21 protein-coding genes, 1 pseudogene and 1 riboswitch are annotated in these 26,884 nt (G+C 68.4%); of the genes and pseudogenes, 8 read left to right on the top strand and 14 right to left on the bottom strand.

Translation table 11 applies throughout. The features are described from left to right. Nucleotides 1-8: 8 nt before the first annotated feature. The 6 genes from ACZ3HV_RS17015 to arfA form a co-directional block, all read right to left on the bottom strand. Complete coding sequence (locus tag ACZ3HV_RS17015; protein ID WP_465685270.1) at nucleotides 9-1,421, bottom strand: maltokinase N-terminal cap-like domain-containing protein; 1,413 nt, start codon at nucleotides 1,419-1,421, stop codon at nucleotides 9-11. Then, nucleotides 1,421-3,142 carry a maltose alpha-D-glucosyltransferase gene (gene treS, locus ACZ3HV_RS17010; RefSeq protein ID WP_465685268.1) on the bottom strand — a complete coding sequence of 574 codons (1,722 nt, stop codon included), beginning with the start codon at nucleotides 3,140-3,142 and terminating at the stop codon, nucleotides 1,421-1,423. The genes ACZ3HV_RS17015 and treS overlap by 1 nt, the downstream gene beginning before the upstream one ends. A gap of 214 nt (nucleotides 3,143-3,356) precedes the next feature. Then, nucleotides 3,357-3,746, bottom strand: a complete 390-nt coding sequence (locus tag ACZ3HV_RS17005) for a type II toxin-antitoxin system HicA family toxin (protein WP_465685266.1) — start codon at nucleotides 3,744-3,746, stop codon at nucleotides 3,357-3,359. After that, nucleotides 3,746-3,955: a type II toxin-antitoxin system HicB family antitoxin gene (locus tag ACZ3HV_RS17000; protein WP_465685264.1), complete on the bottom strand. Its 210-nt coding sequence runs from the start codon at nucleotides 3,953-3,955 to the stop codon at nucleotides 3,746-3,748. The genes ACZ3HV_RS17005 and ACZ3HV_RS17000 overlap by 1 nt, the downstream gene beginning before the upstream one ends. Then, nucleotides 3,952-4,659: a sunset domain-containing protein gene (locus ACZ3HV_RS16995; protein ID WP_465685262.1), complete on the bottom strand. Its 708-nt coding sequence runs from the start codon at nucleotides 4,657-4,659 to the stop codon at nucleotides 3,952-3,954. The genes ACZ3HV_RS17000 and ACZ3HV_RS16995 overlap by 4 nt, the downstream gene beginning before the upstream one ends. Nucleotides 4,660-4,775: 116 nt before the next feature. After that, the gene (arfA, locus tag ACZ3HV_RS16990; RefSeq protein ID WP_465685260.1) at nucleotides 4,776-5,864 is read right to left on the bottom strand and encodes a channel-forming protein ArfA/OmpATb; all 1,089 of its coding nucleotides are present in this window, start codon (nucleotides 5,862-5,864) and stop codon (nucleotides 4,776-4,778) included. A gap of 215 nt (nucleotides 5,865-6,079) precedes the next feature. Between arfA and ACZ3HV_RS16985 the strand changes: the two genes are divergently transcribed. The 3 genes and pseudogenes from ACZ3HV_RS16985 to ACZ3HV_RS16975 all read left to right on the top strand — a co-directional run bounded on the left by ACZ3HV_RS16985 (nucleotide 6,080) and on the right by ACZ3HV_RS16975 (nucleotide 8,497). Beyond that, nucleotides 6,080-6,439: a hypothetical protein gene (locus ACZ3HV_RS16985; RefSeq protein WP_465685258.1), complete on the top strand. Its 360-nt coding sequence runs from the start codon at nucleotides 6,080-6,082 to the stop codon at nucleotides 6,437-6,439. 329 nt (nucleotides 6,440-6,768) lie between these two features. After that, nucleotides 6,769-7,386: a winged helix-turn-helix domain-containing protein gene (locus ACZ3HV_RS16980; protein ID WP_465685256.1), complete on the top strand. Its 618-nt coding sequence runs from the start codon at nucleotides 6,769-6,771 to the stop codon at nucleotides 7,384-7,386. Nucleotides 7,387-7,626: 240 nt separating this feature from the next. Next, nucleotides 7,627-7,716, top strand: a riboswitch (ZMP/ZTP riboswitch). Nucleotides 7,717-7,732: 16 nt separating this feature from the next. Continuing rightward, nucleotides 7,733-8,497 (top strand): annotated as a pseudogene (locus tag ACZ3HV_RS16975) (dihydropteroate synthase). An 88-nt stretch (nucleotides 8,498-8,585) separates the two neighbouring features. Here the strand turns inward: ACZ3HV_RS16975 and ACZ3HV_RS16970 are convergent. Beyond that, complete coding sequence (locus tag ACZ3HV_RS16970; RefSeq protein ID WP_465685254.1) at nucleotides 8,586-12,962, bottom strand: S8 family serine peptidase; 4,377 nt, start codon at nucleotides 12,960-12,962, stop codon at nucleotides 8,586-8,588. Between the two features lie 329 nt (nucleotides 12,963-13,291). Between ACZ3HV_RS16970 and ACZ3HV_RS16965 the strand changes: the two genes are divergently transcribed. Continuing rightward, complete coding sequence (locus tag ACZ3HV_RS16965) at nucleotides 13,292-13,900, top strand: winged helix-turn-helix domain-containing protein (RefSeq protein WP_465685252.1); 609 nt, start codon at nucleotides 13,292-13,294, stop codon at nucleotides 13,898-13,900. An 11-nt stretch (nucleotides 13,901-13,911) separates the two neighbouring features. Beyond that, nucleotides 13,912-15,084: a threonine synthase gene (locus ACZ3HV_RS16960; RefSeq protein ID WP_465685250.1), complete on the top strand. Its 1,173-nt coding sequence runs from the start codon at nucleotides 13,912-13,914 to the stop codon at nucleotides 15,082-15,084. Nucleotides 15,085-15,183: 99 nt separating this feature from the next. On the opposite strand, the gene ACZ3HV_RS16955 is transcribed toward ACZ3HV_RS16960, so the two are convergent. Further along, entirely contained in the window at nucleotides 15,184-17,172 is a 1,989-nt protein-coding gene (locus ACZ3HV_RS16955; RefSeq protein ID WP_465685248.1) for an alpha-1,4-glucan--maltose-1-phosphate maltosyltransferase, read from the bottom strand. A 205-nt stretch (nucleotides 17,173-17,377) separates the two neighbouring features. Between ACZ3HV_RS16955 and glgP the strand changes: the two genes are divergently transcribed. Both glgP and ACZ3HV_RS16945 read left to right on the top strand, forming a co-directional pair. After that, the gene (gene glgP, locus ACZ3HV_RS16950) at nucleotides 17,378-19,981 is read left to right on the top strand and encodes an alpha-glucan family phosphorylase (protein WP_465685246.1); all 2,604 of its coding nucleotides are present in this window, start codon (nucleotides 17,378-17,380) and stop codon (nucleotides 19,979-19,981) included. 113 nt (nucleotides 19,982-20,094) lie between these two features. Continuing rightward, entirely contained in the window at nucleotides 20,095-20,964 is an 870-nt protein-coding gene (locus ACZ3HV_RS16945) for an alpha/beta fold hydrolase (RefSeq protein WP_465685244.1), read from the top strand. Nucleotides 20,965-20,970: 6 nt separating this feature from the next. Here the strand turns inward: ACZ3HV_RS16945 and ACZ3HV_RS16940 are convergent, their stop codons facing one another. From ACZ3HV_RS16940 to ACZ3HV_RS16925, 4 genes are read right to left on the bottom strand one after another with little or no spacing between them, the layout of a single operon-like run. Beyond that, nucleotides 20,971-21,837 carry a transglutaminase-like domain-containing protein gene (locus ACZ3HV_RS16940; RefSeq protein ID WP_465685242.1) on the bottom strand — a complete coding sequence of 289 codons (867 nt, stop codon included), beginning with the start codon at nucleotides 21,835-21,837 and terminating at the stop codon, nucleotides 20,971-20,973. Next, a complete protein-coding gene (locus ACZ3HV_RS16935) occupies nucleotides 21,837-22,661 on the bottom strand; it encodes a MerR family transcriptional regulator (RefSeq protein WP_360378348.1) in 825 nt (274 codons plus the stop codon). Before ACZ3HV_RS16935 ends, ACZ3HV_RS16940 begins: the two co-directional genes overlap by 1 nt. A 40-nt stretch (nucleotides 22,662-22,701) precedes the next feature. Further along, nucleotides 22,702-23,088 carry a hypothetical protein gene (locus ACZ3HV_RS16930; RefSeq protein ID WP_465685240.1) on the bottom strand — a complete coding sequence of 129 codons (387 nt, stop codon included), beginning with the start codon at nucleotides 23,086-23,088 and terminating at the stop codon, nucleotides 22,702-22,704. Continuing rightward, on the bottom strand, nucleotides 23,085-23,495 hold the full coding sequence (locus ACZ3HV_RS16925; protein ID WP_465685238.1) for a MarR family winged helix-turn-helix transcriptional regulator: 411 nt from the start codon (nucleotides 23,493-23,495) through the stop codon (nucleotides 23,085-23,087). The genes ACZ3HV_RS16930 and ACZ3HV_RS16925 overlap by 4 nt, the downstream gene beginning before the upstream one ends. On the opposite strand from ACZ3HV_RS16925, the gene ACZ3HV_RS16920 reads away from it, so the two are divergent. Continuing rightward, nucleotides 23,480-23,923 (top strand): PadR family transcriptional regulator, encoded by a 444-nt coding sequence (locus ACZ3HV_RS16920; RefSeq protein WP_465685521.1) that lies wholly within the window; start codon nucleotides 23,480-23,482, stop codon nucleotides 23,921-23,923. The two genes, ACZ3HV_RS16925 and ACZ3HV_RS16920, sit on opposite strands and share 16 nt — an antisense overlap. Here ACZ3HV_RS16920 and ACZ3HV_RS16915 read toward each other — a convergent pair whose 3' ends face one another. Together ACZ3HV_RS16915 and glgX are read right to left on the bottom strand one after the other, a co-directional pair. Next, on the bottom strand, nucleotides 23,924-24,628 hold the full coding sequence (locus ACZ3HV_RS16915; RefSeq protein WP_465685236.1) for an SGNH/GDSL hydrolase family protein: 705 nt from the start codon (nucleotides 24,626-24,628) through the stop codon (nucleotides 23,924-23,926). It abuts the gene before it with no gap. Between the two features lie 128 nt (nucleotides 24,629-24,756). Beyond that, entirely contained in the window at nucleotides 24,757-26,853 is a 2,097-nt protein-coding gene (gene glgX / locus ACZ3HV_RS16910) for a glycogen debranching protein GlgX (protein WP_360378372.1), read from the bottom strand. Nucleotides 26,854-26,884 lie beyond the last annotated feature (31 nt).

Genomic DNA, 26,884 nt, shown 5'->3' with positions numbered 1-26,884 from the left:
TTGGGGCATCACTGTTCGGCCAAGTGAGCCGCCGCGGACAGCGGGATCGGAAGCCAGCTGGGGCGGTTGCGGGCCTCGTAGAGCGTTTCGTAGATGACCTTGTCGGCCAGGAAGGCGCTCAGCAGCACGGGTTCGTGCCGCGGATCGGTGCCCGCGACCTCGGCGTACCCGTCGCAGAAGGCCTGCTGGTTCCGGTTCGCCCACTCGGTCGCACGGTAGGCGATCTGCTGGTCGCCCAGGTGGTCGGCGAGCAGCGAGCGGGCCGCGTAGTCGAACGACCGCAGCATCCCGGCGATGTCCTTGACCGCGGTGTCCAGGGCCCGCCGCTCGATCAGCGACTTGGCCGGCTCACCCTCGAAGTCGATCAGCTTCCAGCCGTCGATCGTCCGCAGCACCTGACCCAGGTGGAAGTCACCGTGGATCCGCTGCACCGTCACCGGCTGGTCGTACGCCGCCAGCGCCTCGAACCAGCGGCTCAGGCCGGCCTTGTACGGCGCGAGCTCGGGGATGGCCGCGGCCGCCTGATCGAGGCGGCGCTGCATCGCCGCTGCGTGCTCGACCAACTTGGACGGCTCCCAGATGTCGGTGCCGAGCGCCTTCGCCAGCTCCGAGTGGACTTGCGCCGTACTCGCGCCGAGCCGGTGCGACTCGGCCGCGAAGTCACCGCCGACCTCCTCGGCGTGCAGGTCCCCCTCGGCGTACAGATCCCGCACCGACGAGCAGGCGAACGACCAGCCGTCGGTGGCGTTCTTCTGGAACGCCGTCATCATCGCCAGCTCACCCGAATCGTTCCCGCCGCCCGCGCGCGGCCAGGTGCCCCGCGCGGACCCGAGCACCTCGGGGACCAGCTCGGACCCCGCCTCGGTGAGCGCCGACTCGATCTCGACCCCGGGATTGCTCCCGGGCTCGAGCCGGCGGAACACCTTCAGCAAGGCCACGTCGCCGAACACCAGCGACGTGTTGCTCTGCTCGACGGTGAGGACGAGCGACTGCGCGTCCTCCGGTACGACGGTGGTCCGGTCCGGGGCGTGGACGGGATGGAACTCCAGCCCGTCCAGCCGACGTCCGTGCGTCAGCCCGTCCAGCCAGTACGGAGTCGCTTCCTTGTCGTGCAGAGCGTCGTACACCCAGACCTCGGTATCGTCGAGGTCCTGCTCGACCCACTCACCGATCAGCGCGTGGCCGAGGTTCTCGACCGGGGCGCGGTGGTAGCTGAGGGGCAGTTGGTACACCCGGATCGGGAACTCCGACCCGGGCGGACCGGAACAGTAGACGAACCCGATCCGGACCGCGGGCCAGGCGTCCCCGTCCGACAGCCACACCGAGGTGGCCATCGCGTCGACGTGAACGTCGTGTCCCTTCTCACCGAACCACCTCTGGCTCGCGCAGAAGGACTGGACCTGGTCCAGATGGGAACTCACTACATGCTCTCCTCGTGGTCAGCCGGCTTGGTCACCGGCAGCCGGAACCAGTAGAAACCGTGGGCGCCGAGCGTCAAAAGGTAGGGCAGTTCCCCGATCGTGGGGAAGTGCACGCCACCGAGCAACTCGATCGGTTCCACGCCTTGCCACTGCCGCAGGTCCAGCTCGATCGGCTGCGGGAACCGGGACAGGTTGTTCACGCACAGCACCACGTCGTCGCCGAACTCACGCACGTACGACAGCACGCTCGGGTTGGAACCGCCTAGATCCGTAAAGGTACCCATGCCGAAACAGGGGTGCTGCTTACGGGTCTGGATCATCCGCCGGGTCCAGTGCAGCAGCGAGGACGCGTTCTCCATCTCCGCTTCGACGTTCACCGCCTGGTACCCGTAGACCGGGTCCATGATCACCGGCAGGCTGAGCTTGCCCGGAGTCGCGGTGGAGAACGAGGCGTTGCGGTCCGGGGACCACTGCATCGGGGTCCGGACGCCGTCGCGGTCGCCCAGCCAGATGTTGTCGCCCATGCCGATCTCGTCCCCGTAGTACAGGATCGGGGAGCCGGGCAGGCTGAGCAGCAGCGCGGTGAACAGCTCCATCTTGTTGACGTCGTTGTCCAGCAGCGGTGCGAGCCGGCGGCGGATGCCGATGTTCGCCTTCATCCGCGGGTCCTGGGCGTACTCGCCCCACATGTAGTCGCGGTCCTCGTCGCTGACCATCTCGAGGGTGAGCTCGTCGTGGTTGCGCAGGAAGATCCCCCACTGGCAGGTGTCCGGGATCTCCGGGGTCTGCGCCAGGATCTCCGAGATCGGGAACCGGGACTCGCGGCGGACGCCCATGAAGATGCGCGGCATGACCGGGAAGTGGAAGGCCATCTGGCACTCGTCACCCCCGGAGGCGCGGTCGCCGAAGTACTCGACCACGTCGGCCGGCCACTGGTTCGCCTCGCAGAGCAGGACGCGGTCGCTGTAGTTCGCGTCCACCTCCTTGCGGACCCGCTTGAGGAACTCGTGGGTGCGCGGGAGGTTCTCGCAGTTCGAACCCTCGGTCTCGAACAGGTACGGCACCGCGTCCAGCCGGAAGCCGTCCACGCCGAGGTCGAGCCAGAACTTCAGCGCCTCGATCATCGCGTCGCCGACGGCCGGGTTCTCGAAGTTCAGGTCCGGCTGGTTGGAGTAGAACCGGTGCCAGAAGTACTGGCCGCGGACCGGGTCCCAGGTCCAGTTCGACTGCTCGGTGTCGACGAAGATGATCCGGGCGTCGGAGTATTTGTCGTCGCTGTCGGACCACACGTAGAAGTCGCCGTACGGGCCGTCCGGGTCCTCCCGCGACGCCTGGAACCAGGGGTGCTGGTCGGAGGTGTGGTTCATCACGAAGTCGACGATCACCCGCATGCCACGGGCGTGCGCGGCCTCCATGAACGCCGCGAAGTCGGCGATCGTGCCGACCTCGGGCATCACTCCGGTGTAGTCGGAGATGTCGTAACCGCCGTCGCGCAACGGCGACGGGTAGAACGGGGGTAACCAGAGGCAATCGACACCGAGCCACTCGAGGTAGTCGAGTTTCTCGGTCAGGCCTTGCAGATCGCCGATGCCGTCGGCGTTCGAGTCCTTGAAGGACCGCACGAGGACCTCGTAGAAAACGGCCCGCTTGAACCACAGCGGGTCACTCTTCGTCAGTCCGTGGTGCTGCTCCGGCAGCATGTCGGTCACGCTCACCTCCATCGGGTGTCTCCAAACCTAGCGGTACTACGGTGTGCCGCACTGCTTCCCGTACCCCGTTGTCGGCGTCGTAAAAGAAGTTCGGTGCGATGTGTCCGGACAGAGCCGGCGATGTGGTGGACGCCCCGGGACGGACGGTTCCGGCAAGGCGTTCCGCTCAGTGTGACGGCCCGTTGCCAGTACAAGCAAATAGGGGCCGAATCCCCTTATCCCAAGCTCATCGACGACGCGACCGCTCGTCCCTCTCCCGACTCACAGAGCCCGCCCCACGCCGTCCACCGGACCGGCTCCGGTCCCCACGTGCCTTGGTCGCGTCCGCCGCATTCGCAACGCCGGCGTTGACCTCCGCGGGCGTCAACTGCCTCGCGGCACCCGTCTGCTGGAAGCCGTACAGGTCTTCGGGCTTCAGACCCGCCTGTTTCGCGATGTTGCGCATGGTCCCGGTCTTGACGTCTTTGCCCCCGTGGTCCGGGACGACGATCGTCTTGCCCTTGCCCTTGAAGATCCGGTGACTGCCCTTGCCCCGGCCCTTCGCCTCGGAAAATCCTGCCTTCTCGAGATCCTTGACGATGTCGGCAGCCTTCTTCGGCTTCCAGCCGGGCGGCATCAGTCGACCTCGACCTCGACGGTCAGCTCGTCCGGTACGCCGACCTCCTCGGCCAGTACGACGATGGCCTGGCGGAGATCCTCGATCGCTTCCTCGCGCGTATCGCCTTCACCGTTGGCGAACGCGTCCGGCAGCAGTGCGGCCTCCGCGGCCCAGCCGCCGTCCTCATCTTGCGTGACGCTGTAGGGCACGTGGATCTCGTGCTTCACTCGGCCTCCTGGGCGAGGGCTTGGTCGCGGGGGGTGGGGGACTTGCGGGGGCGGCAGGCGTACTTGGTGAAGCCGGCGCGTTCGGCGTCGGACTCGCTGCGGAACCAGACCTCGGGTTTGGTCCGGCCGTAGTACGGCGAGTCGGGGGTGTGGAACAGCATCGACTGGGCGTTGCCCTTGATGGTGAACCCGTCCGGCGGAGCCTGATGAGGTACCGCGTCGGCCGAGCCCTCACCGTAGCGGCCGGCGGGGGCCGCGGCCCGCATCTGCGGCGCGGTCGCGCTGGTGTCGCCGTTCATCGCGGCGAGTTCGGCGTCGTCGAACAGCGTCGGCTCCGCCTCCATCAGCTGCGAGAACGCCGGCTGCGGCTCCTCCCGCACGACGGGCACCGGTTCGGTCCGAACGACCGGCCGCGGTTCAGCTCGTGCGTCAGGCGCCGGCTCCACTCGTACGGCGGGCTGCGGTTTCGCTCGTCCATTAGGCGCCGGCTCGGGATGCGCGGCGGGTTCGGCTCGTGCGGCGGGTGCTGTCTCCGCGACTCGGGCTCCGACCAGGACCTCTTGTTTCTGCTCGAGCGGCTCGTCGGCGGCTGCGTCCGGGGGAGTGGCCGGGGGGCGGCGTTCGAGGAGGAGCCAGGTGATGAGAGCGCCGATCAGGAAGGCGAGTAACGACCACAGCCAGTTGTGTCGCAGCAGCCAGCTCATCAGCGTGCCCCCCTCGCCGGGTTGCGGACCAGTCGGTGCAGCAGCCAGGCGGCCGCGCTTCCGAGGACGAACGCGACCAGAAGCAGGATCCACATCTGTGCGACGAGCCAGCTCATTCAGTTCCCCTGCAGTACTCGGATCTCGGCCCGGCGGTTGGCGATCCGGCCGGCGGCGGTGGAGTTGGGTGCGATCGGGAAGGCCTGACCGTAACCGTTCGCATGGATGTGGTTGGCGGCCACGCCGAGCTTGACCAGCGCGGCCTTGACCGCGGCCGCCCGACGCTCGGACAACGGCAGGCTGGTCGCCTCGGACCCGAGGTTGTCGGTGTGACCGGCCACCTCGAAGAACGCGCTCGGACACGACCTCAGCAAAGCGGCGACACGCACCACCGATGGCTTCGTCGCGTCGTTCACGATCGACGTGCCGGACAGGAAGTTGATCTTGTGCTGCCGGGTGAACTCCGACAGCCGGCTCGGCAACGTCCGGCACGGCTCACTGACCTCGGACTTCGGCGGCGCCGGGATCTCCAGCTGGTTCGCGATCACCGCGCCGGGGACCGCCTTCGCCGCGGCCCGGGCGACGGTCGCCTTGCTCGCCTGGTCCGGCACCTCACCCGACAGCGTCACCGTGCTTCCGTCGTACCGCACCGAGGCGTCGCCGGTCCCGATCGCGAGCGCCTGCAGCAGCGCGGCTATCGCGGTCGCGTCGGCCAATCCGGTCGCGGCGTCGATCGTCGTACGGTCGTCGTACTCACGGTCTTCGCCGAGCACCTTGCCGACCTCGGCGGCGATGGCTTCCTTGACCGCTTGATCCTTGACCGCCGCCTGCACCCGGATCGACTGGTTCGTCCGGCCCACCTCGAACGGCGCCACGTCGAACTCGGCAGGCGCCTCAGTCGTCGGAGTAGCAGTCGGAGTCGGCGAACCCTCGATCCGCACCGAGCGAACGCCGTCCACCTTCACGACGACCTCGCGGACGAGCTCGGCATCGACACCGGCCGGTACGGCGACCGTCGCGTCGCGGCCGTCGAAGTCGACGGAGCCGGCCTCGATGCCGCGGGCCTGGAGTGCGGCCAGCGTGCGGTCGCGCAGATCGTCCTCGGTGGTCCCCGCCTTGGCCGGAATCAGCACAGCCGTGAGCAGCACAGGTACCGCGAGGGCCGCGAGCAGCCAGACGACGATCGGCCGCCGAACGAGACCGGGCACTGTTCCTCCGTCGGGTGCGGTCAAGAGTGACCGTGCGCGAGGAGATTACTCCGCCGCACGCTCCCTCCGCACACCTTCGCGGGGGAGCGTCGCGATGATCACGAGAACATCTTTATTTGGATTAGTTCTTTTCTTAACTGGATGTGGTCGTTAGGGTGCGGACAGTTCCTCTCCGCCCCCAGGAGGTACTCATGCGACCCCGTTTTCCTGTGCTCTTGGCTGCGATAGCTCTCCTCGGCGCCGGTCTCGCACCGGCCGCCACCGCGGCCCAGCCCGCGCCCGACCACACTGTTGCCGCAGGCAAGAGAGTGGTCGGCTACTTTACCGAGTGGGGTGTCTGCGACCGCAACTACCACGTGAAGAACATCAAGACGAGTGGCTCGGCCGCGAAGCTGACCACGATCGTCTACGCGTTCGGCAACACCACCGGTGGCCGGTGTGCGATCGGTGACAGCTACGCGGCGTACGACAAGTTCTACGACGCGGCCTCGTCGGTCGACGGCGTCGCCGACACCTGGGACACCGGTGCGCTGCGCGGCAACTTCAACCAGTTGCGCAAGCTGAAGAAGGAGTAAGTTGCTGCTCGGGATCGGGTTCTACGGCCGCGGCTGGACCGGGGTCACGCAGGCCGCGCCCGGTGGGTCGGCGACCGGTGCGGCGCAAGGGAAGTACGAGGCCGGGATCGAGGACTACAAGCTGATCTCGACCCGCTGCCCGTCGACGGGGACCGTCGGCCGTGCCCCGCCGCCCTGGGCCGGCCGGCCTTTCCTTGCCCTGCTTGGGTTTGGCCTGTCTCGGACAGGTCGCATTTGTGCCAGCCCGGGGCGCGATGAATCACTTGACTTACTTCGCGCCGTAAACCGTACTGGTGGCTGGCCGGCGTTGAATTGGGGAGGGGCTCGCCATGGAGAGGCTCGCGGATTCGTCGTTGATCATCGGCGTGGCCACGTCCACGTCCGAACGGGTACAGCTCGCGCGGTTGCTCGGTGCGGCCGACGCGCTGCTGCTGGTGTCGAGCGCGGACCAGGCTCGCGCGTTCCTCGAGCTGACGGCGGTCATGTCGCCGGCCGGTCCCGTCGTACTCACGCCGACCGTGCTGCCGGTCGCCTCTGGGGAGGCTGCCCAGATCGAGGCAGTTCCCGCGAGGGTGGTCGCCGTTCCGGCCACGGTCGCCGCGGTTCCGGTCGCAGTGGCGGCGCCGGCTGTCCGGGCCGCCGTACCGCCCTCGTCCGAGGCCGAGCTGCACCTGGACGTGGACCGTCGCGTCGTCCGGTGGAAGGACCGCGAGGTCTCCCTCACCCGGCTCGAGCACGACTTCCTGCACTGCCTCGTGGAGGAACCCGGCCGCGTCTGGACCTACCAGCGCCTGCACCACGCCGTCTGGGGCAACGAACACCTCGGCCACGGGTCCCACATCCACTCCGTCGTCAAACGCCTCCGCCAAAAACTCACCAACCTCGGCGCCACGGTCACCATCCACGCCGTCCGCGGCGTCGGCTTCCACCTCCTCCCCACCACATAGCCCTCCGGCCAACGCCCGCCGTCCCGCTCAGCTGAGCCCGGCACGGCGCGGCTACAGGCGAGGGCCCGACCTCAGCGGAGGTCGCGGATGCGGAGCTGCCGTCTGCCGATCGTGGAGGGTTTTTGCGTTATCAAGGGAGGGTTTCTTTGCCGATCCGGGCAAACCCTCCACGAATCCCGGCTGCGTATTGTCCCGTGGCAGGAGTTGGAGGGGTGCCAGGCGGCGTGGGTTGATAACGTGCGGCTGGGTCGTGACTGGCGCGTGAGATGGGCTATCCATCGGGGAGCGGCCTCGTCTCGACGACGTGTGCCGTGCGCCTGGGCTTCTGATCGACCGGGAGACCCGCATGGTTCGGCCGCAGCTGGTTGGCATCGTCAATATCACCAGAGACTCGTTCTCCGACGGTGGGCGCTATCTGGCCGCTGGTGACGCATTCGCCCAAGCGTGCCGCCTGCACGCGGGAGGCGCCGATCTAGTCGAGTTCGGGCCGGCGATTCCGTGGGGTGTGGATTCCTATCACCCGGAGACACAGCGATATGCGGCTGCGCGAGGAGCGGCGTACCTGAACGACATCCATGGCTTCCCGGATCCCCGCCGGTACGACGAATTGGGCGGCCTCACGTGTCAGCTGGCGGTGATGCACTCGGTGCAGCGCCACGGACCGGCGACGAAGGTGTGGACGGACGCGCGGTCGATCTGGTCAGGCATCGAGGACTTCTTCGACGAGCGGATCGCGGCACTCGAGGCGGCGGGCATCAAACGCGACCGCCTGATCCTCGACCCCGGTCTGGGCTACTTCCTGGGCCGTACGCCGGAACCGTCCCTGACCGTGCTCGGTAACCTGTCCCGCCTGAAGGCCCGCTACGACCGCCCGGTCCTCATATCCCCGTCCCGCAAGTCCTTCCTGCGCACCCTCACCGGCACTGACCTCACCGGCATCGGACCGGCAACCCTTGCCGCCGAGCTCCACGCCGCCACCTAAGGCGCCGACTACATCCGAACCCACGACCCCGCCGCGTCGGCCGACGCCCTGACAGTCCTCGCCGCGTTGACGCGCGCGTCTCGATCGTCCGGCGACCGCGATCTCCGGAACTTCCCTGCCGCCTGGTGACGGAAAAGTTCCGCAAAGCGGGTCTAGTGGCAGAACGCGGACAGGCCCCCGCCCGTGAAGGGCGGGGGCCGGCCTGGCTACTGCGGTGTTACTTGATGGACTTCAGGGCGAAGTCTTCGGTGACCGGAATGCCGGCTAGCAGTTTGGTGGTGCGGGTCTGGGGCTTGTAGCCGTCCTTGGCGGCGATCAGGGTGAGCGGGTTGTTGCGACGGTCCAGCCAGTAGGCGTATTTGCCGTCCTTGTCGGTGATGAAGGTGTACGACTGCGCCCACGAGTCCACCTGCAGGATCGCGCCCGGGAGCGGTGCGGTGACGCCGGCCGAGCTGACGCCCGAGACGGTGCCCTGCAACTTGCTCCAGGTGTTCGGCGGGGTGACGTTCATCGTCACGCCGACCGGTGCGACCGAGTAGGGGGTGTTCTCGCCGATCGTGACCCCGCCGGAGTACGTCCCCGGCTGGTCCACGTTCGCGGTGAGCGTGACCTGGACGGTCGTCGACGCGCCCGGGGCCAGCGTGGCCTCGGTCTTGTCGATGGACAGCCAGCTCACGTCCGCCGACGACTCGGCGCAGTCCTCGAGACCCGGCAGGGCCTCACTGTCGACCGTGGCGGTGAAGCCGCCGGACGAGCCACCGACCTTGTAGAAGCCGCAGGCCGCGCCACCGCGGTACCGCGGCAGGTTGGCGTTCGGCAGGGCGGTCCAGCTGTCCGCGGCCGGGTCGTACGAGAACCCGGCGTTGGTGACCGCACCGGCCTGCACGCCGCCGACGATCAGCAGCTTGCCGCCGGCGACGGCGTACGACGCCGCCCAGTGGTCGGACGGGGCGTCGGCGACCGCGGTCCAGGAGTCTGCTCCCGGGTCGTAGACGTACGCCGACTTCAGCGAGTTCGTACCGTCGTTACCACCGGCGCAGTACACCTTGCCGTCGATGGCACCGCAGGACGCGAACGCGACCGACTTCGGGTAGTTCGCCAGCGTCTCCCACGCGTTGGCGGCCGGGTCGTACCGGACCACCGTGTTGCTCATCGGGAGGCAGCCGGAGGTCGTGCAGCCACCGACGGCGTACAGCTTGCCGTCCGCGACGGCCTGACCGGCCGCGGCCCGCGGAGCCGGGTTGGCGGCCACCGAGGTCCAGGCGTTGGCGGCCGGGTCGTAGGCCCAGGTCGCCGCGTCCGGACCGGAGACGCCCCAGCCGGAGCTGGCGATGATCTTGCCAGCGACGACGCCGACGGTGACGGCGTTGCGAGCGGCCGGCAGCGGAGCGATGGCGGTCCAGGCCAGCGCCGCCGGGTCGTACACGTAGCTGCTCGCGCTCGACGCACTACCGTTGCCACCGGCAATCGAGTAGATCTTGCCGTCGAGGTTGACCACCCGGTTGTCCATCACGGTCGACGGGTAGTCGGCGATGTCGGTCCACGGCGCCGCGAGCGGCTTCGCGGCGGCCGGCGTACCGGCCGTCTTGCCCGACAGTATGTTGGCGAACGAGGTCTGCACCGCGAGCCGCTGCAGCGGGGCACCGGTGCCGTTCAGCACCTGCGCCTTCGTGGTCTTGGTGCCGTTCGCGTTCTCCAGGACGAAGCCGCCGTCCTTCTCACCGAACTTCACGTCGACGTCCGCGCCACCGGTGTTGGTGACGGTGAACGACTTGGTGACCTTGCCGGTGGGCAGCTTCAGGTTGCCCGTCACGCTGCCCGGTGTGACGCTCAGCCGGCCGGCCTTCAGGGAGTAGTCGGCCACGGTCGTCCAGTCGGCCTCGACTCCGACGGTCGCGGTCGAGGTGACGTAGTTGCCGGCCTTGGCGGTGAAGCCCTGGTCGCCGTCCGCGGACGAGTACAGCCAGTAGAAGCCGTCGTTCAGACCGGTGTCCTCGGGCGTCGCCACGGTGGTCGCGGACTCGGAGCTGCCGTCACGGGTGACGACCGCGCCGTTCACGAAGCCGTTCGTGTTGGCGTCCTTGACGTTGCCGACGACGATGCCGCCGCCGGTCGGCTCACAGGTGATCTGGCTGCCGATCAGCACGCTGTCGACCTCCCACCACCATTCGTACGAGGCGTCCCAGTAGTGGAACCGCACCTGTACGGCGGACTTGCCGGCCGCCTGCGGAATCGCGATCTCCTTGACTCCACGGGCGTCCGTGATCTGGGTCAGCGCAGTGGTCCAGGTGGCGCCGCCGTCGATCGACAGGTCCACGTCGGCCTTCTCACCGCTGAGCCAGTTGAGGTCCTGGTTGAACCGGATCACCGGGGCGGTGACCGCGCTCAGGTCCACGACCGGGCTGACCAGTGACGTGTCCTGCAGGCCGCCGGGACCGTACTTGTCGCTGTCGATGACCGCGAACTTGCCGCTGCCACCGGACAGGTTGCCCCGGTTACCCGGGTCGTTGAACTGCCAGACCTGGCCGTTGCCCTTGTTGTCGACGACGGTCCAGCCACTCGGGGCCGCACCGGAGTCGAAGGTCTCATAGACACCGTCGGAGCCGTACTTGTAGCCCGGCGCCGTGGTGCACGAGTTGCTGAGGACCGGGACCGCGACGTTCTTGGTCAGGTTGCTGCTGCCGACCGTGATCGGCTGGCTGACCGTCTGGTAGCCCGGGAACTGCGACTCGATCTTGAGCGAGTACGCGGCACCGGCCGGCACCTTCAGGCTGTAGCGGCCGTTGCTCGGGGTGGTGTAGTCGAACACACCGCCCGGACCCTCGACGCTCACCTTCGCGTACAGCGGCCAGCCGTGGCCGGAGCCGTCCGTGATGGTGCCGCCGACGCTCACCTGCGGAGAGCTCACCAAGGCGAAGTCCTTGGTGGTGGTCTGACCGGTGGTGATGCTGACCGTGGCCGTCTGGGTCTGGTACCCGAACGACGCCACCGTCAGGTCGTAGCTCCCGGCCGGCAGGACCGACGAGAACGTGCCGGTGCTGCTGGTGGTCAGGACCTTGTCGGGCTGGCCGGCCGTCTTCACCGTCACGCTGGCGCCGGCGAGGGCGGCACCACCGGTGGCGGCGGTGACCTTGCCGGTCAGGGTGCCGGTGTCGCCGATCGGCGCGGCCTGCAGCAGTGCGAGCGCGTCGAGACGGCCCTGTCCGAAGACGTTGTTGTTCTCCGGGGTGCCGCCGCACTGGCTGTTCGGCGCGTCGACCGCGGTCTGGTTCAGCAGCGCCCGGGTGGCGTTGACGTCACCCTTCAGAGCCGGCGAGGCCGACCACAGCAGCGCGATGGTGGCCGCGAGGTGTGGCGTGGCCATCGACGTACCGTTGAAGCTGCCGTAGGTGTTGCCGGGCAGGCTGGAACGGACGTTGACGCCGGGGGCCGAGATGTTCGGCTTGATCGTGCCGTTCTGACCGACACCACGGCCGGAGAACGACGCGATGTTGTTGTTGATGTCGTAGGCGCCGGCCGAGTAGTTGCTGGTCAGGCTGCCCGGCGAACCGGAGGTGTTGCAGCCGCCCTCACCACTGTTGCCGTTGGCGAACGCACCGAAGATCCCGGACGCGGTCCAGGCCAGGGTGATGTCCTCCATGAACGGGTCGTTCGACGGCAGCGTCGAGCCCCACGAGTTGTTGATGACGTTCGGCCGCTTGCTCGCGTCCGGGTTCTGCCCGGCGAGGTTGGTCGGCTCGAGCATCCACTGACCGGAGGTGATCAGCGCCTCGTCGCTCGGGCAGCAGCCGTTCGCGGCGATCCACTTCACGCCCGGCGCGACACCGACCTGGTTGCCCGCGCCGTCGTCGCCGACCATGGTGCCCATCGTGTGGGTGCCGTGGCCGTTGCCGTCGGCCGGCTGGTTCGGCGAGGTGCCGGCCGCGTCGAACCAGTTGTAGTTGTGGTCGAAGGTGCCGTCGCCGTTGTTGCCGCGGTACTGCTTGACCAGCGCCGGGTGGTCGAACTGCACGCCGGTGTCGATGCTGGCGACGACGATGCCCTCGCCCTTGTCACCGAACTGCGACCACACCTGGTCGGCCTTGATGTTCGCGATACCCCACTCGACCGCGTTGATCTCGTGCTCGGTCGTGCCCTGGGTGACCTTGGGCACCTCGATCGCGACCGGGGCGTACAGGCCCTCGACCTCGGTGTGGGTGGCCAGGTTCTGGGCCAGGGTGAGTGACCCGCCCTGGATGCGGATCGCGTTCGTACCCCAGAAGGCGGTGTACTTCACGTGCTGCGCGTCCAGCTCGGCGCGGATCTTCGCCTGGCTGTCCGCGGCGGTCTTGCGCAGCGCCGCGGCCACGGCGGTGCCGCGCTCGTTCCAGTCGGTGATCTTGCTGGCGGCGGTCAGATCGGCCTTCGGTGCGAACCGGACCCAGTAGTCCGTCGCGGCCTTGGCGTCCTTGCCCTCCAGCTTCGACAACAGTTCCGGCTTGATCTTGGCAGCCGGTGCCGGTGTGGCTTCAGATTTGGTAGGTGGTGCGGCCTGCGCCTGGCCGGCCGCGGCCAGCCCGGTGGCCAGGACGGCCACCGTCGCGAGGGCACCCACCAGAGATCTGGTGAGTCCCCTTCGTGGTTGATGTGACATCTCTGCAGCCCCTCACTTGACAGACCCCGAGTTGACTCCCCCGAGTCATCGGTGCAGAGGTGCATGGGGGTTCGCGTTGGGCGGTTGGACCGGTTGGGCGAACGCTCCGTGCCCCCCAGGTCGCGGCATGTGACACCGCGAGCCTGACGTGGACCTTATGTGTCAGAACAACGTGGTAACAAGCACACTTCGTGAGCAAGATGTGACTAGCTGTCGCACCGATCGAGGCAAAGTGGTCAAACGTTGGCAGTCCGTTGACGATCCCGGGCAGAGGTTGACATCGTGATCGGATGGTCACCGCCCGTGTCCCCGCCCCTGCGGACGTCGATCTGACCACGACCGGTCCGGAGCCGTTCCCGCTGCTGATAGCGGTCGCGGCCTCGCCCGAGCAGCGTGTTCGGCTCGCCGAGCTCGTCGACGACGTCGCTCCGCTGCTGCTGGTCTCCAGTCTCGACGAACTCCGCAAGCTGCTCGTGCCCGCGCAGCAGCCCCCGCCCGCCGCCCCCGAGCACCCCGAACCGCCCGAGCCGAACGTGGTGGACTCCGTCGCGTCGCGCACGTCGGGGGAGGAGCCGGACGCCGACGTGCTGACGATCGACCGGGCCCGCTCGGTCGCCCGCTGGCGTGGCCGCGAGATCCAGCTCACCGAGCTCGAGCACGACCTGCTCACCCGGCTGATGTGCACGCCCGTCCGGGTCTGGACGTACGACGCTCTGCACCAGACCGTGTGGCGCAACCGGGACCTCCGCGGCACCGCCGACGTGCACTCGGTCGTGAAGCGCCTGCGCCGCAAACTCGACGAACTCGGCACCACGGTCACCATCGACGCCGTCCGCGGCATCGGCTTCCGTCTCACCGATCACCAACGCCCATCGGTCACCAGCCTCCGGGCGGGGTAGTTTCTGCAGGTGTGACGTTCTCTGCGCTGAGTCATCTCGAGTGCCCTCGTTGTGGATCCGTCCACGACGCCGACCAGGTCATCGGCCTCTGCCCGTGCGGATCGCCGCTACTGGCCAGGTACGACGTCAGTGCGGTGACGCTGACCAAGGACGAACTGGCCACCCGGCCGCCGGATCTGTGGCGGTACCACGAGCTGCTCCCGGTGCGGTCCGCGGACAACGTCGTGAGCCTGGGGGAGGGGATGTCGCCGCTGCTGCCGTTGCCGCGGTACGGGCGTGAGGTCGGTGTCGACCGGCTCCTGATGAAGGACGAGGGGCTGATCCCGACCGGTACGTTCAAGGCCCGGGGTGCCGCGGTCGGAGTGTCCCGCGCGTACGAGGTCGGCGTACGGAAGATCGCGATGCCGACGAACGGGAACGCCGGGTCGGCCTGGGCCGCGTACGCCGCGCGGGCCGGGATGGAGGCGTTGATCGCGATGCCGATCGCGGCGCCGGAGATCTGCCGGCGCGAGGTGAGCGTGGTCGGCGCCGAACTGCACCTGATCGACGGGCTGATCGGCGATGCCGGTGCGTTCATCCGTGCGGAGCTGGCCAGCCGCGAGGGGTACCTCGACGTGTCGACGCTGAAGGAGCCGTACCGGATCGAGGGCAAGAAGACGATGGGCCTCGAGATCGCCGAGCAACTCGGCTGGCAGTTGCCCGACGTGATCCTCTACCCGACCGGCGGCGGTGTCGGCATCATCGGCATCTGGAAGGCGCTCGTCGAGTTGCGCGAGCTCGGCTGGATCGACGGTCCGCTGCCGCGACTGGTCGCCGTACAGGCCACCGGCTGTGCGCCGATCGTACGGGCATGGGAGAAGGGCCTGCCGGAGAGCGAGCCCTGGCCGGATGCGCAAACCGTTGCCTTCGGCATCACCGTACCCAAGGCGTTGGGTGACTTCCTGGTCCTGCAGGCGATCGCGGAGACCGACGGGTGTGCCGTGGCCGTCGACGACGACGACATCCTGGCCGAGCAGCACCTCGTCGCCCGGCTCGAAGGCGCCTTCATCTGTCCCGAAGGCGCCGCGAACTTCGCCGCCGTCCGCCGGCTCCGCGAGTCCGGCTGGATCCGCCCCGACGACCAGGTCGTAGCCCTCAACACCGGGGCGGGCCTCAAGTACCCGGAGACCGTCCCGTTGGACTAGCCGGTCCGCGCGCGTTGCCACCAGATGCGAGGACCGGGCCGGCGATCGTGCCGATCCTCTTCCCCCCACCTGGACAGTGGGGGAGAGGATCTCACACGGTCAGGCCTGGCCGCGGCGGACGGCGAGGATGTGGCAGGGCTCGCCGTTGGGGTCGAGCTTGACGTAGTTCTGCTGGCCCCAGCGCCAGGTGGCTCCGGTGATCTCGTCGTACACGGTGAAGGTGTCCTCGGGGCGCATGCCGAGGGCGGCCATGTCGAGGTGGACCATCGACTCGCGGACCGAGTGCGGGTCGGTGTTCACCACGATGATGACGGTGTCGCTGTGCCCGTCGGGTGCGGTCGTGCGCTTGGAGTAGCACATGATCGCCTCGTCCTCGACCGAGTGCAGCGACAGATTGCGCAGCTGCTGCAGGGCTGGGTGCCGGCGGCGGACAGTGTTCAGCAACGTCAGGTACGGCGCCAGCGTGCGACCCTCGGCCGCCGCGGCCTCCCAGTCGCGCGGACGGAGCTGGAACTTCTCGGTGTCCAGGTACTCCTCCGAGCCCGGCCGCAGTGCGACGTGCTCGAACAGCTCGAACCCGGCGTACACACCCCAGGTCGGTGACGCCGTCGCCGCGATCGCCGCCCGAATCTTGAACGCGCCGGGACCGCCGTACTGCAGGTAGGCGGTCAGGATGTCCGGCGTGTTGACGAAGAAGTTCGGCCGCAAGAAGTGGCCCGTCTCCTTGGTCAGCTCCTGCAGGTACTCCTCCAGCTCCCACTTCTCGTTGCGCCAGGTGAAGTACGTGTAGGACTGGTGGAAGCCGACCTTGGCCAGCTCGTGCATCATCGGCCGCCGGGTGAACGCCTCGGACAGGAACACCACGTCCGGGTCGGTCTTGCGGATCTCGCCGAGCAGGTACTCCCAGAAGTTCACCGGCTTGGTGTGCGGGTTGTCGACCCGGAACACCGTGACGCCGTGCGAGATCCACAGCTTCACGATCCGCAGCACCTCGGCGTAGATGCCTTCGGGATCGTTGTCGAAGTTGATCGGGTAGATGTCCTGGTACTTCTTCGGCGGGTTCTCGGCGTACGCGATCGAGCCGTCCGCGCGGACACTGAACCACTTCGGGTGCTCGGTCACCCAGGGGTGGTCCGGCGACGCCTGCAGGGCCAGGTCGATGGCCACCTCGAGGCCTGCCTCACGAGCACGGCCGACGAAGTAGTCGAAGTCCTCGAAGGTGCCGAGCTCGGGGTGGATCGCGTCGTGCCCGCCTTCGGCCGAACCGATCGCCCACGGCGAACCCGGGTCACCGGGCTTCGGGTCGAGGGTGTTGTTCGGGCCCTTGCGGAACGCGTGCCCGATCGGGTGCACCGGCGGCACGTAGAGGATGTCGAAGCCCATCTTCGCGACCGCGGGCAGTCGCTCGGCCGCGGTCCGGAAGGTCCCGGACGTCCACGTCTCCGACTCCTCGTCGTACTTCGCTCCCTCGGACCGGGGGAAGAACTCGTACCAGCTGCCGTACAGCGCGCGCTCGCGGTCGACCCACACCGGGTAGGTCTCCGACGAAGTGATCAGCTCGCGGACCGGGTACCGCCCGAGCGAGGCTCGCACCTGCGGCGAGATTCCCGCGGCCAGCCGGGCCTCCGGTGGCAGCGCCCCGTTGGCCAGCGCGTGCGCGGCATCACCCAGCGTGGCCCGATCAGCCCGTACGGCGGGGGGCACGCCGGCGGCCGCACGGTCGAAGAACGCTGCGCCCTCGGCGAACATCAGGTCGACGTCGAGACCGGCCGGCACCTTGATCTCGGCGTTGTGCCGCCAGGTCCCGTACGGGTCGCTCCAGCCCTCGACCGCGAACGTCCACGCGCCCTGCTCCTGCAGCGTCACGTCGACCGTCCAGCGATCGCTGCCCTGCCCGACCGGGGTCATCAGCATCCGTCTGGTCTGTCCCGACGGCGAGGTCAGTACGACGTTCGCGTTCACCGCGTCGTGTCCCTCACGGAAGACCGTTGCCGCGATGGTGAACGTCTCGCCGACCGAGGCCTTGGCCGGATACGCTCCGGCGTCGACGGTCGGGGTGACGTCGGTGATCGGGATGCGCCCAGTCATGGCGTAGACGAACCTTCCCCTCAGAATGCGGACCCGCCCGATTACGGATCCGGCGGGTTGGGTAACTACATCGAGAACTACAGGACTGACGTTATCGGTTCCCAGCGCAGGTCTTTGCCATGCGCTCCTGCAAAATCTTGCTTGCGTTGCAAGATCGATGCATCCCGAGGGTGTTCTGCTACCCATGGCCCGGTACGGTGTCCCGGTGCGAGCGATACGACGATTCTCCGTCCGCCCTGTCCTGCCCGAGCCGCTGACCGGCCTGGGAACCCTGGTGAACAACCTCCGCTGGGCCTGGCACCCGGAGACGCAGGACGTCTTCGAGGCCGTCGACCCGCAGCTGTGGCGGAGCACCGGCGGTGACCCGGTCAAGCTTCTCGGTGAGGTCCCGGCGGCCCGGCTCGACGAGCTGGCCAACGACCACGCTTTCCTGCGCCGGCTGGAACTGGCCGTAGCCGATCTGGACAGCTACGTGACCGACAACCGGTGGTTCCAGGCCGAGGCCGGTACGCCGCTCAGCGCGGTGGCCTACTTCTCACCGGAGTTCGGCATCACCCACGTGCTGCCGCAGTACTCCGGCGGTCTCGGCATCCTGGCCGGTGACCACCTGAAGGCGGCCAGTGACCTCGGCGTGCCGCTGATCGGTGTCGGCCTGCTGTACCGGCACGGCTACTTCGCGCAGTCGCTCAACCGTGAGGGCTGGCAGCAGGAGCGCTACCCGCTGGTGGACCCGGACGGGCTGCCGATCAGCCTGCTTCGCGACGGTGACGCCCCGGCGACCGTGACGCTGACCCTGCCGGGCAACCGGCAGCTGCACGCGCAGATCTGGATCGCGCAGGTCGGCCGGGTGCCGCTGCTGATGCTCGACTCCGACATGGAGGAGAACGACCCGTCCGAGCGCGAGGTGACCGACCGGCTGTACGGCGGTTCGACCGAGCACCGGCTGCTCCAGGAGCTCCTGCTCGGCGTCGGCGGTGTCCGCGCGGTCCGCACGTACTGCCGGATCACCGGCCACCCGGCGCCCGAGGTGTTCCACACCAACGAGGGCCACGCCGGCTTCCTCGGTGTCGAGCGGATCCGCGAGCTGGCCGCCGACAAGGGCCTGGACTTCGACACCGCGCTCGAGGTGAACCGTGGTGGCACCGTGTTCACCACGCACACCCCGGTGCCGGCCGGCATCGACCGGTTCCCGGTCGAGCTGATCCAGCAGCACTTCTCGCCGGACGCGTTCGGCAAGGGCGTCCCGATCGACCGCATCCTCGAGCTCGGCGCCGAGGACTTCGAGGGCGGCGACCCGGGTGTGTTCAACATGGCGATCATGGGTCTGCGGCTGGCCCAGCGGGCCAACGGCGTGTCCAAGCTGCACGGCGTGGTCAGCCGCGGCATGTTCTCCGGACTGTGGCCGAGCTTCGACCCGGTCGACGTACCGATCACCTCGATCACCAACGGCGTGCACGCGCCGACCTGGGTGGCGCGGGAGATCCACGACCTGACCTACGCCAACTACACGGCCGAGGGCGACACCGTCTTCGAGGGTCTGGACAAGACCACCGACCAGCAGATCTGGGAGACCAAGCGGATCCTGCGGCAGCGGTTCATCGACGACACCCGGGCCCGGGTCCGGCAGTCCTGGCTCAACCGCGGTGCCAGCGAGGCCGAGCTCGGCTGGGTCGACTCGATCCTCGACCCGGACGTCCTGACGATGGGATTCGCCCGGCGGGTTCCGTCGTACAAGCGGCTGACGCTGATGCTGCGCGACCCTGCCAGGCTGAAGGCGCTGCTGCTGCACCCGCAGCGTCCGGTCCAGATCGTCATCGCCGGCAAGGCGCACCCGCACGACGAGGGTGGCAAGAAGCTGATCCAGGAGATGGTCCGCTTCGCGGACGACCCGGAGATCCGGCACCGGATCGTGTTCGTGCCGGACTACGACATCGCTCTGGCGCAGCCGATGTACCCGGGCTGCGACGTCTGGCTGAACAACCCGCTGCGCCCGTACGAGGCGTGTGGCACGTCCGGCATGAAGGCGGCGCTGTGTGGCGCGCTGAACCTGTCCATCCGCGATGGCTGGTGGGACGAGTGGTACGACGACGAGTTCGGCTGGGCGATCCCGTCCGCCGAAGGGATCGAGGACACCGACCGGCGTGACGACCTCGAGGCGCACGCGTTGTACGACCTGATCGAGAAGCAGGTCGCGCCGCGGTTCTATGACGCGGAGCCCGGACTGACGCCTTCTCGATGGATCGAGATGCTGCGGCACACGATCAAGGAGCTCGGCCCGAAGGTGCTCGCCACCCGGATGGTCCGCGACTACGTCGAGCAGCTGTACGTGCCGGCCGCTCAGTCGTCGCGGTCGCTGAACTCGACGTACGACGGTGCCCGCGAGCTGGCCGCGTGGAAGAAGAAGGTCCGGGCGGCGTGGGAGCAGATCCGGGTCGACCACGTGGAGCTGCAGGGACTGGGCGACGTACCGCAGCTCGGGACCACCGTCGGCATCCGCGCGTTCGCGGCGATCGGCGACCTGACCCCGGCCGACATCTGCGTCGAGGTCCTGCACGGTCGCGTCGACACCAACGACGAGATCACCGACCCCGTGCGTACGGCGCTGTCGCTGGCGGAGACGTATGAGGGCAACCGGCACCGGTACGAGGGCGAGCTGAAGCTCGACCGCACCGGCCCGTTCGGCTACACCGTCCGCGTCGTCCCGAACCACACGGGCCTCGCCAGCCAAGCCGAAATGGGCCTCGCCGCCGGCCCCTCCGACCCCGAGGACCCCTCCACCCCCGACCTCCCCGCCGGCTCAGAATTCTGAGCCCCGCCCCGCCTGCCTCACCAGGCGGGGACCCGGGACAAGAACTGGGGGCCGCAGACAAGGTATTCCTTGTCCGCGGCCCCCAGTTGCTGTGAGGTCTTAGGGTTGCGGGCATGGCGATTGCTGAGCTGGCTGGTGGGCGCAAGTTGGAGTACTTGGTTGAAGGGCCGGCGGGTGGGATGCCGCTGGTGTTTCATCACGGCACGCCGGGTGGCGCAGTCCGGTTCGGGCCGTTGGCTGAGGCGGCGGGACGGTACGGGCTGCGGTTGGTCAGCCCCGGCCGGCCCGGATACGGTGCGTCGACACCGGACCCGGGGCGCTCGGTGGGCGACGTAGCGGCCGATATCACCGGCCTCCTGGATGCGATCGGCGCCGACCGGTTCCTCAGCATCGGCGTGTCTGGTGGTGGGCCGCATTCGCTGGCGTGTGCCGCCCTGCTCCCGGGCCGTTGTGTCGCGGCGGCCTCGATCGCCGGCGTCGGGCAGGCCGGCGCGGACGACCTGGACTTCGTGGCCGGCATGGGCGCGGAGAACATCGCCGAATTCGGTGCCGCCTTCGAAGGACCGGAAGCGCTCGAGCCGCTGATCGAAGAGGAGGCGAAGGGCCTGGCCGGTGCTGCTCCGTCGGACTTGGCCGCCGCCTTCGGCGACCTGGTCAGCGAGGTGGACAAGGCCGCGATGACCGGCCCGATCCTGGACTGGCTCGCCACGTCGGCTCGGCACGCCGTCTCCGAGGGCATCGCCGGCTGGCGTGACGACGACCTGGCCTTCGTCAAGGACTGGGGCTTCCGCCTGGATCAGATCGCGACGCCCGTCGCGATCTGGCAGGGCGACCAGGACCGGATGGTCCCCGAGGCGCACGGCCACTGGCTGGCCCAGCACGTCTCGGGAGCCACCTTCCACTTCGAACCGGGGGAGGGCCACCTCTCCCTGCTGAACTCCATCGATCGGGTCGTCGCGGATCTGGTCGCCCAGCTCGACTGAGGTCGACTACGCGGGCTTCTGAAGGTCCACCCACGCGAACGGTCCGCCGGCCGGGGACGTGACGAAGGAGCGGCCGGTGAAGGACAACGCCGGGTCGGTGCGGTAGAGCTCGGCGAGCTCCTTGCCAGCGGCATCGTCTCCGTTGTCGGAGGCAACCATCAGGGTGGCGATCCGGTCGGTGAGGTCGACGTCGGCGCCGTCCAGGCTGTCGGACATCGCACCCCAGTTGTCCCACAGCAGGAGCTCGTCACCCTGCAGGTGGGCGAGCTGGAGGTGCACGTAGTTGCGGATGAACCAGCCGCCGCGGACGGGGGAGCCGGGGTCGATGCCGTACAGATCGGCGTCGAGATCACCGGCGCGGACGCCGAGCCAGACCTCGGCGGCGGACAGGAACGGGCCGGGCGGCATGTCGAGGGAGTTGAACGGGCGATCCCCGGCCGGGTCGAGCTGCGGGTCGATCATCACCCAGCGCTCGCCGTTCCAGTACTCCGCGACGACGTGGTCGTGGTTGAACCCGGACGCGAAGTACACCGCGAACCCGATCCGGCTGCGGGCCGGGATCCCCTTGTGCCGCAGGGCCGAGACGAACATCAGCGTGTAGTCCCGGCAGCATCCGACGACGTGGTCGGCCGGTTCGCGCGGTACGGCGAGCGCCGTACCGTTCCGTTTCTGGTCGGTCGTCAGCATCGCCGACACCCAGCGATGGTCGATCTCCGCCAGCCGGTCGCCGGTGAACTCGATCCCGCCACCGCGATAGTGGATCAGCAGGTTGCGCACCACCTCGCCGATCCCGCCGACGTCGTCCGGCAACGCATCGAACAGGCCGGCATGTACGCCGGGATCGCTGAACTCAGTCTGAACCGCGTAGTCCATCAGGCTTTCCTTTCGAGAATGGGCAGAGCGATGTCGACGGCCGGCTGGTCGCGCGGTATCAGGTGGCAGTCGGGCAGATAGACCTCGCGCGGCGGACCCGCCTCCGGCAACCCGGCCGCGCGGACCCAGTCGAAGACCAGGTCGTACGCGAGCATGATCCGCGGGAACGCGCACTCGTCCATCGTGATCGTGCAGTACGCCTCCCGATGCGCCGGTTCGACCCGGATCGCGATCGGCCCGGACGGATCCACCAGCCCGGCGAACGGCACGCACACCTCGACCGTCGCCTCGGCCTCCGGCGTGACCGCGCCGTGGTAGATCACCCACGACTCACCGGGCAGCGTCGCACCCGCGGAGACGAGGTACGCGCGGAGCTCGTCGGTCGACGACACGATCACACCGATCAGCGACTGCTGATCCGTGTCGCTCCGGATCGCCGCGATCTTGGTCTCCGGTACGTCGCGAGTCAGCACCGGACGCGGCGCCAGTCCCGGAGTTCCCGACCGGGACAGCCGGTCCCGCAAGTACTGCAGCGTCGACCGACGGGCCGCGGTGGTCGCCTCCTCGGCGGCCCACCACCGGTCCAGCCGGATCAGCGCCTCCTCGTCGGACCCCGCGAGTACCTCGGCGATCTTGGTCAGCGGCATGTCCACCTGCCGCAGCACGCTGATCCGGCGGGCTCGCTCGAGTTGCTCCTCGTCGTACAACCGGTACCCGTTGGCGGGATCCACCTGGGCCGGCGGCAACAACCCGGACACGTCGTACAACCGCAACGCCTTGTGCGAAAGCCCGGTACGTCGCCCGAACTCACTGATCGTCAACACGCGACCATCAAACCCCCTGCCCCAGGGGCAAGGTAAAGCATCAGACAGGGAAGGCCTTCACATCCGGCTCGACCCACCCCGTCCGCGCGGCCGGCGAGGCCAAGGTGCGCGACGAGTAGAAGCGCGTGAGCAGCCGCTTGTCCAGGAGCCCCGGGTTGCGGCGTACCAGCTCATCGAAGCTCTCGTTCGGCTCCTCGGCCATGTGGTACGCCGTCAGCTCCACCCACGCCCTGCTCACGGTGGCGTTGTACTTCTGCGGTGCCCCCGCATACCGCGCGGTCCGCTGGATGCCGTCGCTGACCAACTCGACCGCGCCGGCCGTCCCACACCGCCGTACGGCGAGCCACGTCAGTCGCACGTGCTCCCGATGCCCGAACCGCTCACCGGTCGCCATCACCTCGCCCATCAGTTCGTCGAAGGTGTTCATACCGCCGCCAAGGCGGTGAGCACCCGCCGAGCCTGGGTCAGGGCGCCCGCGGACATCCCGGCCAGCGCTCGTTCCTCCACGGCAGCGAAAGCTCGCTGCACTTGTCCAGCACTCTCCATGCCAACCTCCGTCAGCGCGACCTCCACCGCTCGCCGATCACCCGGCCGCGCCGCCCGCGTGATGTGCCCCTTCTGTTCCAGCCGATCCAGTACGCCGGTCAACGTCGTCGGCCGCACGCCGGCGGCGACCCCCAGTTCGGACACCGTCCGCGCCTGCCCGTCGGCCAGATTCGCCAGCACGTTGATCTCGGAAGCGCTCAGCCCAAGCTCGGCCAGCTCCGTCCCCAGCACCTGCAACGTCACATGCGTCGCCCGCTGCAGCACCACCAGCAATAGTTCATTTTCCACGGATCCAGATTATCCGGATCCGTAGTATTTGCCAATCTAGTTCGGGGTGTTGTGCCATCGCCGACCGCAGCGGCGGGCGCTGGACCCCCAGCCCCGGCGCGATCTACCCGACCATCAACCAACTGGAAGACGAGGGCCTGGTCACCGTGACCGCGGAGGCCGGCCGCAAACTCGTCACCCTGACCGACGCAGGCCGTGAGTACGTCGAGGGGCGTCGCGAGACGTCGATCGACCCGTTCGCCGGCTTCGCGAACGCCGAGCCTGCCAACGACCTGCGTGGACTGGTCGAGGAGTTGCACTCAGCGACCCGGCAGGTCGCCCGCAGCGGCTCGGAGGACCAGCGCGCCGCGGCCGCCAAGATCCTGGCCGACGCTCGCCGCTCGCTCTACCTGCTGCTCGCCGACGGCCCACAGACCCCCGAAGCCTGATCAGTACTGCGCGACGCCGGCCGGCAAAGCGGCGAGCAGAGCGTCGGCGTGCCGGCGGTAGCCGAGGTTGTTCGGATGAAAACTGTCCGGCGCAAGCATCCCCCGCCACGGCGGCCGCGCATGCCGCGACACCTCAGCCACCGAGAGACCGCGCGCGGTCGCGGTGGTGCTGATCAGCTGGTTGATCCCCGCAACATACGGACTGGCGACCCCACCGATGCGCCAGAAGCGATCGGGCACCGTCAGATCCATCACCACCGACGAGGACGGCAACCGCTCGATCACCTGACGAAGGTGATCCCGGAACCGCCTCGGCGGCGTACCGAGGATGTCGTTGTTACCGATCCCGCACGTCACCAGCGCCGGCGTCAGTCCGTCCAGCAGGGGGAGTTGGTCGTCGAGCACGTGCCGGGTCTGCGCACCGGACCGGGACAGATTGAGCACCCGCCAAGGGGTGCCCTGACGGCGCAGCGCGTTCAGCACTTGACCGACGTACCCGTTCAGTGGAGTTGACGCACCCAACCCCTGCGCGGTCGAGTCACCGAGGACGACCCAGAGCGGACCGTCGGCGGCCAGCGATTGCTCGTTCTGTCGCGTCCAGTAGTCCGCATATGTCCGCGCCTGAACGTCGACGTACGCCACCCCGTCGACCCAGCGCTGAAGGGCCAGACGCGAACTGGTGCGCTCCGCCTCACCCCATCGCATGATCGCCTGATGCAGCGCACCAATAGGTGTAGTCCGCTCACGAACCCCGCGCCGCAACAAAAACATCGGTCCCCCCAGACATGAACACCAGGTGACCGCCGAATGTACTGGAGGAAGGTTAACAACCCTCAGAGCGCGCGGAGGAGGACCAGGCAGCGGGGGGCCAGGGGGACTGTGGCGTTGGCTTCTACTTCGGTGACCATGCTGTTGCTGGTGTCCAGGACTACCTCGTAGGCGGGGGCCCAGGAGGCGTCGGGGACTACTACCTGGCGGGTTTCCGGGGTGGCGTTCAGGGCCAGCAGGAAGGAGTTGTCGGTGAGGGCGTTGCCTTGGGCGTCGGTGGCGCGGAGGGCGTCGCCGGCCAGGAACATGCCGATGGTTCGGAGGTTGCCGTCGTACCAGTCGGCGTCGGTCATCTCGCCGCCGTGGGGTGCGATCCAGGAGAGGTCTTTGCGACCACCTGGTACGACGGGGCCGCCGGAGAAATAGTGCCACTGGCGGAGGACGGGGTGCGCGGCTCGGAGGGCGATCAGCTTCTTGGTGAGGTCGAGGTGATCCGACCAAACGCCAGGCAGGGTCCAGTCGAACCAGGAGAGCTCGCTGTCCTGGCAGTAGGCGTTGTTGTTGCCGTGTTGCGTGCGCCCGCACTCGTCGCCGGCGGTGAGCATCGGTACGCCGGTGGACAGGATCAGCGTGGACATCAGATTCGCCATCTGGCGTTTGCGCAACGTGGTCACGCGCCGGTCGTCGGTCTCGCCCTCGAATCCGCAGTTCCAGGACCGGTTGTCGTCGGTGCCGTCCCGGTTGTCCTCGTGGTTCGCCTCGTTGTGCTTGTGGTCGTAGCTGACCAGATCCCGCAGGGTGAACCCGTCGTGCGCGGTCAGGAAGTTGATCGACGCATAGGGGTAGCGCCCGTCGTCGCCGTACAGGTCACTGGAGCCGGACAGCCGGTAGGCGAGGTCCTTCACACCGTCGGAGGTGTTCCGCCAGACGTCGCGGACACTGTCGCGGAACTTCCCGTTCCACTCCGACCACGGCGTACCGAAGTTGCCGACCTGGTAGCCGAACGGGCCGACGTCCCACGGCTCGGCGATCAGCTTGACCCGGCCCAGCACCGGATCGGCGGCGACCTCGGCGAGGAAGGGGTGGTCGGGGATGTCCACCTCGTGCCGCTCGTTGCGGACCAGGGTCACGGCCAGGTCGAACCGGAACCCGTCGACACCCATCTCCTCCACCCAGTACCGCAGCGAGTCCATCACCAGCCGGCGGACCTGCGGGTGCGAGGTGTCGACCGAGTTGCCCGTGCCGGTGACGTCGTACATCGCAGCCCCGTGCGCGAGCCGGTAGTACGCGCGGTTGTCGATGCCGCGGAAGCTCAGCGTCGGTCCGTCGAACCCGCCCTCGGCGGTGTGGTTGTAGACCACGTCAAGGATCACTTCGATGCCCGCGGCATGGAACGCGGCGACCATGGCCTTGAACTCGGCCACCTGCTCACCGCGCGCGCCGGACGAGGAGTACGGCGCGTGCGGCGCGAAGAAGCCGAGGGTGTTGTACCCCCAGTAGTTCGGCAGGCCGCGGGCCGCGATCGCCGGCTCGGTCAGGAAGTGGTGGATCGGCAGCAACTCCACCGACGTCACACCGAGCTCGGTCAGATAGTTGATCACGGACGGATGCGCGAGACCGGCGTACGTCCCGCGCTGGTGCTCCGGTACGTCGGGATGCCGCTTGGTGAAGCCCTTGGTGTGCAACTCGTAGATGACCGTCTCACCCCAGTGCACCGGCTTGCTGATCGGCGGAGGTGGTTCGGTGTCGGCGACCACGACGCCGACCGGGACGTGACCAGCCGAGTCGCCGTCCGAGGAGTCGTAGATCAGCGGACTGGAGAAGTCCAGCGAGCCGTCGACGGCTCGCGCGTACGGGTCGAGCAGGAGCTTCGATGGGTTGAAGCGGAGTCCGTGGGACGGATCGAACGGACCGTGCACGCGGTACCCGTATCGCTGGCCGGCGCCGACCCCGGGGACGAAACCGGTCCAGAACTCACCGGTATGGGCCAGATCCAGGTTCCGCTGGCTGCCGTCGTCGGCAACCAGGGCCAGCTCGACCCGCTCCGCCGCCGGGGCCCAGAGCGTGAACGTCGTCCCGTCGGTCTGGACCACTGCGCCCAGTCGCGGTTCGATGTCGGGAGTCTGGCCGAGAGCACTCGGGGCGGCGGTCGCTTCGGTCACCGGCACATTCTGCACAGTCAGAGGTGGGTTA

Source organism: Kribbella sp. NPDC020701 (assembly GCF_055562215.1).
Note: the sequence above shows the minus strand (reverse complement) of the source record. Positions and strands in the feature narration are given on the sequence as shown.

Bases quoted from the DNA above. Each gene is read 5' to 3' on its own strand.
- treS (WP_465685268.1), bottom strand. From the start codon at position 3,142: ATGGAGGTGAGCGTGACCGACATGCTGCCGGAGCAGCACCACGGACTG.
- ACZ3HV_RS17005 (WP_465685266.1), bottom strand. From the start codon at position 3,746: ATGCCGCCCGGCTGGAAGCCGAAGAAGGCTGCCGACATCGTCAAGGAT.
- ACZ3HV_RS16995 (WP_465685262.1), bottom strand. From the start codon at position 4,659: ATGAGCTGGCTGCTGCGACACAACTGGCTGTGGTCGTTACTCGCCTTC.
- ACZ3HV_RS16980 (WP_465685256.1), top strand. From the start codon at position 6,769: ATGGAGAGGCTCGCGGATTCGTCGTTGATCATCGGCGTGGCCACGTCC.
- ACZ3HV_RS16965 (WP_465685252.1), top strand. From the start codon at position 13,292: ATGGTCACCGCCCGTGTCCCCGCCCCTGCGGACGTCGATCTGACCACG.
- ACZ3HV_RS16955 (WP_465685248.1), bottom strand. From the start codon at position 17,172: ATGACTGGGCGCATCCCGATCACCGACGTCACCCCGACCGTCGACGCC.
- ACZ3HV_RS16945 (WP_465685244.1), top strand. From the start codon at position 20,095: ATGGCGATTGCTGAGCTGGCTGGTGGGCGCAAGTTGGAGTACTTGGTT.
- ACZ3HV_RS16940 (WP_465685242.1), bottom strand. From the start codon at position 21,837: ATGGACTACGCGGTTCAGACTGAGTTCAGCGATCCCGGCGTACATGCC.
- ACZ3HV_RS16930 (WP_465685240.1), bottom strand. From the start codon at position 23,088: ATGAACACCTTCGACGAACTGATGGGCGAGGTGATGGCGACCGGTGAG.
- ACZ3HV_RS16915 (WP_465685236.1), bottom strand. From the start codon at position 24,628: ATGCGATGGGGTGAGGCGGAGCGCACCAGTTCGCGTCTGGCCCTTCAG.